The sequence below is a fragment of the Paenibacillus sp. 01T424 genome (assembly GCF_056398745.1).
The window spans coordinates 33,399-39,920 of sequence record NZ_JBFTPZ010000056.1; the positions used below are offsets into that span (position 1 = coordinate 33,399).

Sequence of the window (6,522 nt, forward strand, 5' to 3'; positions counted from 1 at the left end):
CCGATGTCAAACAAGGTTACCATGCAGCAAATTGCTGATTATTTAAGCGTATCAAAGTTTGTTGTCTCGAAGGCGCTCTCCGGCAAAGGCGGCGTCAGTGAGGCAACACAGGAGCGGGTTATTCAAGCGGCATCGCAGCTGGGTTATTTTACGCAAAAGAATGCTTATGTGAAAACAATGAAGCTTGAGCAGCTTCCCAAAACACCTGCCGCCCACAAACAATCGGTGCTTGTTCTTATGCCAAATATTCGCTTCCAAACGAAGGAGTCGCTGTATTGGGGAAGAATCCTCGATGGGATTGCTTCGCGATTGGAGGAAGATGGTTATGGCATGGTCATTGTGTCAGAGCAAAGCGTCGATCATTTCCTTCATTTCTTGAACCCGAATGGCATATTGGGGCTTATCGGCGTGGGAGAAATTTCAACTCCGCTGCTGTTAGAGGTGCATCGCATCGGCTTGCCAATGGTGCTCGTGGATCATGAGGATATGTTGATTCCTAGTGATACGGTGTTTACGAACAATTATGATTCAATGTATCGCTTGACGAAACATTTGATTGGTAAAGGACATACGCAGCTGTGCTTTATTGGGGATATGAATTATTCGAGGAGCTTTAAGGATCGGTTTCTTGGGTTCCGAAGTGTACTGGAGGAGCAGGCTCTGGTGGAGCCTAGGTTCCAAATGAGCAATGACTGTTATCTTCCCGTTGAAGGTTTTGAGCATGAGCAGTTTCAAGAGCCGATAAAACAGTGGGCAATCAAAAGGCTCAAGGCAAAAACGATGCCAACGGCGCTTCTATGTGCAAATGACATGATCGGTATCGGTGCGATTGATGCCATGAAGGAGCTAGGTATTGCGGTTCCGGAAGAGGTGTCCATTACAGGCTATGACAACATTGACGATTCCTATCGCATGACACCTTCTTTGTCGACGGTGCATGTGCCTAAGGAAGCGCTTGGCAAGCGTGCGGTAGAGAGGCTGATTAGCAGAATAACGAACAAGCAGGAGCCGATGGAGAAGCTGCTTGTAGCTGGAGAGATCTTGTACCGAGAGTCAACGGCGCAGGTGAAAGCATGACTTAGGACATAGGTTGATGTATGAACAATGAAGTTTAAATGGATGAATGGCTTATGATTTGTCATATTGATAACGATTTCGAATACAATTATAAATATATATTGTATATATTATATATACAAAATTCGCGATATTCGACAAGGAAAGTGGTTAAAAACGCTCGATGTATAGGAAAAAAGCTATAAATTAGCGTCTTCCTTAGTTCTAAAGAAGGGTAATTTACTTCATTCGACAAAGATGTGGGTATTGCCTAAAAAGAGGCTAACCTATATTATATATTACAAATATTAATATGGAGCTTGGTGATAGCAAATGAATTCAACAGTCCGTACGCCGCTTTACCAGAAAATCCAGGATTATATCCGTGAGTTGATTGCTACGGAAGGCTTGAAGGCGGGGGACCGCATTCCGACCGAAAAAGATCTTATGAAGTTGTTTAACGTCAGTAAAATAACTGTAGTGAATGCGATGGTCGGTCTTGCGAACGATGGAATCATTTCCCGAGTACCGGGAAAGGGCAGCTTCGTCAGCAATGATGGGCAGGTAGAAGTGGATGAGACAGTGCCGGCTACGCCGACAGTTGGTTTAGAAAGAGCGGCAACCCAGAATAAAACGCATATGATTGGTCTCGTTATGCCATCTATTTATGATTATTTTGCCATCCGTTTAGTTGAGGGAGTGCAGAGGGCGCTAAGAGAAAAGGGCTACCGAAGCATGATTTTGCTGTCTGAGGGCGATGTGGATAAAGAGAAAGAAGCGTTTAAGACGCTAAAGGAATTCGGTACGGACGGTTTGCTTGTATTTCCCGTAGATGAAGAGAATTATAACGAAGAAATATTAAATATGAAGTTCAATGGCTACCCCTTTGTACTTATCGATCGTTTCCTGCCTGGCGTAGAAACCAATTATATCGCTGCGGATGGAAGGCTTGGAACAAGCCTTGCAGTCGAATATATGTGGGAGCTTGGGCACCGGGAAATTGCGATTTGCTCAGATTCTCCGCTGCAAACGGTTACGGTACAGGAGCGGATTGAAGGTTATATGGACGCTTTGAAAAACAAAGGCGCACTCATTAATCCGGCTCATATTATTACCGATTTTAATGTTGGTAGTCTTAAGGATGCGGAGAAGCATCCGTTATACCGCTATATTCGCAACCGAATGGCTACAGCGTATATTACGCTTAACGGAAGGCTGGCTGTTCGAATTTATCAAATGGCTAGGCAAGCGGGGCTTCGCGTGCCTGAGGATTTGTCTATTATCAGCTTCGATGACCCGACATCTATCGTAGATGAGTTCAGCTTGTTTACACATATCAATCAGTTTGAGCATGATATGGGTTATCGTGCAGCAAGCACACTGATCAACATTATTGAGAATGGGGTAGACCCAAACAATAGATATAGCAAAACGCTGCTTAATCCTGAGCTGGTTATCCGCCAAACGACTGGACCAAGACCAGTTCAATAATTGAATAAGCGATAAAATTGAGAATCTTTTCCGCTAAGGAAAAGATTTTTTTATTTATATATTGAATATATTGAATCTATATATTATATTATGAATAAGACGAATGTTTATAAAGCTTGGTTGCAAAGTCATATAGCGAAGTTTTGAATAGTTTCGCGAGTACGATCTGAAAACGCTAACATTTTGAAGTCGATAGGCATGTATGGGAAAAAGCCTGTATGAAATATAGAACTGGATGATAAAGGAGACCTACAAATGCCATACGAAAAAGTGAGAACGGAGCAGTTGAAGTCGCTGTTGGACCGGTTGAAGGAACAAATCTACAAGCCGCTTACGGATTTGAAAGTAACCGCTTGGGTTACTGAGGAGCCGGTTTCTTACGAGGATAGGGAGTCAGGCAGGAAGATTGAACTCGCTGCGGGAGACCGCTGGGGAAATCTTTGGGACTGCGCTTGGTTTCACTTTAGCGGAAAAGTACCGCAAGAAGCGAAGGGCACCAAAATTGTACTTCTTATCGATGTGAATGGTGAGCTTTGTTTAGTAGATGAAGAGGGAACACCTACTCAGGGTTTAACGAATATAAATTCTGAGTTTGATTATAGCCTTGGCCTTCCTGGCAAACGTGTTGTACACATTAGTGAAAGCGCGCAGGGAGATGAAGAAATTGATTTGTGGGGCGACGCAGGCTGCAATGATTTGTTCGGTCGCTTCCGCAGTGGCACTTTGAAGGAAGCCCAAATCGCAATCTGCCACGAGAATATCCATCAGCTTTATTATGACGCTGAGGTACTTCTGGAGACGGCAGATCGTTTGCCTGAAGGGTCAGCACGCAGAGCACGCATTTTGCAGTCTTTGTATGAAGTCTCTCATATCCTTACATCTTTGAGTGAAGAAAGAGTGGCTAAGGCATCGAAACTGCTGCGTGAGCAGCTTGATAAACGCGGCGGAGATCCAGTGCTTACTATTAGTGCCGTCGGCCACGCGCATATGGATCTGGCTTGGTTATGGCCTATCCGTGAAACCATCCGTAAGGGAGCACGCACATTTTCAACGGTGCTGCGGATGATGGAACGTTACCCTGACTACATCTTTGGAGCAAGCCAGCCACAGCTTTATGATTGGATGAAAATTCATTATCCGAAGCTGTATGCCAGCATCAAAGAGCGTGTGCAAGAAGGGCGCTGGGAGCTGCAAGGCGCGATGTGGGTTGAATCGGATACAAACGTACCTAGCGGAGAAGCCCTGATCCGTCAAATCCTTTACGGAAAACGGTATTTCCAAGCAGAGTTTGGTCAAGAGATGAAGTCGCTTTGGATGCCGGACGTATTTGGATACACAGCGAGCTTGCCTCAAATTTTGAAAAAATCAGGCGTTGATTACATGATGACGCAGAAGCTGTCATGGAGCATTTACAACCGTCATCCCCACCATACGTTCCACTGGGAAGGAATCGACGGCTCGCGTGTCCTGACTCATATGCCGCCTGAGGATACGTATAACAGCCCGGCTGCACCTCGTTCTATTGTGAAGGCAGAGAATGAATACATGGACAAAAACGTATCGGAGAATTGTCTCATGTTGTTCGGAATCGGCGATGGCGGAGGCGGTCCTGGCGAGGAGCATCTCGAGAGATTGCAGCGGGAGAAAAATTTACTGGGCCTTAGCCCAGTTGTTCAAGAGCATTCTTCGCAATTTTTTGAGAAGCTTGCAGTTGGCTCTGATCGTTATCAAGTGTGGTCCGGGGAGCTTTATCTGGAGCGCCATCAAGGAACGCTGACGAGCCAAGCGCGCAATAAACGGTATAACCGTAAGCTTGAGAAAGCTTTGCGCGAGCTTGAATATGCAGCTGTCTTGGCTGAAAGAACAAAGGGCAAACCTTATCCTGCGCAGGAGCTGGAAACGATATGGAAAGAAGTGCTGCTCTATCAATTCCATGATATATTGCCAGGCTCCTCTATTAAACGCGTATATGATGAATCGTTGGAGAGATACGCAATACTGCTGGAACGTGTCGAGCAATTAATTTCCGAAGCTTACGAAGCGGTTGCACAATCCGTATCTGCTGAGAAAGGCTCTGAGGTGATCTTTAACTCCCTGTCATGGGATCGGGAAGAATGGATTGAAAACAATGGCGCATGGCAGCGGGTTCGTATTCCTGCTATGGGATATGCCGTTGCAACTGGTTCACTAGCGCTTGCTGAGACGGCAGCAGCTGAAGCAGAAATTGCAGCTGCCCGGACGCAAGAGAAAACAGCGGCAAATAACCTCTTTCCTGATATGAGGGCATCGGCTATCGATCGGATAATGGAAAATGATATGTTATCGGTTACGTTCGCTGAAGACTTCACGATTATATCCATCATTGATAAAGAGCTTGGCCGGGAAATCATCCCGCATGACCAGAAGGCGAATGAACTCAGCCTGTATCATGATGAGGGCGATGCATGGGATATTAAACAAGATTATCGCCTCTCGGGAGGAGTACCGCTTGAGCCATCTGAATCATCAGCTTTCCAAGATGGACCAACGGTAGGCTTGCTGCTTGTATATCGGTTTGGTCAATCAACAATGACGCAGAAGGTCATCCTGACTCAAGGAAGCCGCCGTATCGATTTCGTTACGGACGTTGATTGGAAGGAATCAGCGAAGATGCTGCGTACATCCTTCCCTGTCAATATTCGTTCGGACAGTGCGAGCTGTGAAATTCAGTTCGGCTACTTGAAACGCCCTACACATCGCAATACGCTGTGGGATTATGCGAAGGATGAAATTTGCGCTCATCAATGGATCGATCTTTCGGAGTCGGATTATGGCGTCGCACTTCTCAATGATTGCAAATACGGACATCGTGCTTGGCAGAATGTGCTGGATTTGAATCTTTTGCGCAGTACATCGTATCCAGATCCAGAAGCCGATCAAGCAGAGCATCAGTTTACGTATTCTTTGTACCCGCATAAAGGGGATCATGTTCAGGCAGAGGTTTATAAGCGTGGATATGAGCTTAACGTACCACTGCGTTCGGTAAGCATGACAGCAAGCGACGAGGCACAGCATTTGCCAGCAGCAAAATCATTTTTCAGCGTTGACCATTCCAATGTAATGGTTGAAACGGTGAAGCAGGCAGAGGACGGAGATGATCTCATCATCCGTTTATATGAAACCGCAGGAACACATCTTAAGGCAAAACTCATTGCAGCTATGAACGAAGCGGATGCTTGGCTTACTGATTTGATGGAAACACCCATCGATAGAATCCATGCGGAGGAAGGGGCATACCACCTGGCCTTTACTCCATTTGAAATAAAAACGATCCGTTTGGCAAGGAGGTAAAGCATATGACAGAGTCAGTATTGTGGAAACGAATTTGGCGGCACAAACTATTTTATTTGTTTATGCTGCCCGGCATCATCTGGTTTTTCCTCTTTTCCTACGTCCCACTTTTTGGCGTACAAGTGGCATTTCGTGATTTCATGTTCTCTGGGGGCTTCACTGGAAGCCCCTGGGCAGGACTGAAATACTTCCAGCAGTTTTTCTCCTATTATCAGTCATTCGAGTTGATCCGCAACACGATTATCATCAGTCTCATGAAGCTTCTTATCGGATTTGCAATGCCTATATGTCTTGCAATTCTATTGAACGAGGTTCGCAACATTAAATTTAAGAAAACCGTGCAAACGCTTTCTTATTTACCGTATTTCGTTTCATGGATTGTCGTTGTTACGCTGATGCAGCGTCTTCTTACTCCATCTGGAGGTCCAATCAATGAATTGCTTGGTGTGTTTGGTGTAGAACCGATTCAGTTCTTGAACAATACAACATGGTTTTATCAAATCGTTGTAGGCTCAGATATTTGGAAAAACATCGGGTGGAACTCGATCATCTATATGGCAGCAATCGCCGGCATTGACCAGCAGCTTTACGAGGCGGCTAAGATCGACGGCGCTGGGCGCACTCGCCAAATGTGGCATGTAACGC

General features: G+C 45.5%; 4 protein-coding genes. All 4 read left to right on the forward strand.

Translation table 11 applies throughout. The features are described from left to right. Positions 1-3 precede the first annotated feature (3 nt). Entirely contained in the window at positions 4-1,077 is a 1,074-nt protein-coding gene (locus tag AC1DPK_RS29965; RefSeq protein ID WP_339204673.1) for a LacI family DNA-binding transcriptional regulator, read from the forward strand. Between the two features lie 312 nt (positions 1,078-1,389). Next, positions 1,390-2,547 carry a GntR family transcriptional regulator gene (locus AC1DPK_RS29970; RefSeq protein ID WP_477512523.1) on the forward strand — a complete coding sequence of 386 codons (1,158 nt, stop codon included), beginning with the start codon at positions 1,390-1,392 and terminating at the stop codon, positions 2,545-2,547. 255 nt (positions 2,548-2,802) lie between these two features. Next, positions 2,803-5,877, forward strand: coding sequence for an alpha-mannosidase (locus AC1DPK_RS29975; RefSeq protein ID WP_477512524.1), 3,075 nt, complete (start codon positions 2,803-2,805; stop codon positions 5,875-5,877). 5 nt (positions 5,878-5,882) lie between these two features. After that, the coding region (locus tag AC1DPK_RS29980; RefSeq protein ID WP_477512525.1) for an ABC transporter permease subunit at positions 5,883-6,522 on the forward strand (640 nt) is incomplete at its 3' end.

Bases quoted from the DNA above. Each gene is read 5' to 3' on its own strand.
- AC1DPK_RS29965 (WP_339204673.1), top strand. From the start codon at position 4: ATGTCAAACAAGGTTACCATGCAGCAAATTGCTGATTATTTAAGCGTA.
- AC1DPK_RS29970 (WP_477512523.1), top strand. From the start codon at position 1,390: ATGAATTCAACAGTCCGTACGCCGCTTTACCAGAAAATCCAGGATTAT.
- AC1DPK_RS29975 (WP_477512524.1), top strand. From the start codon at position 2,803: ATGCCATACGAAAAAGTGAGAACGGAGCAGTTGAAGTCGCTGTTGGAC.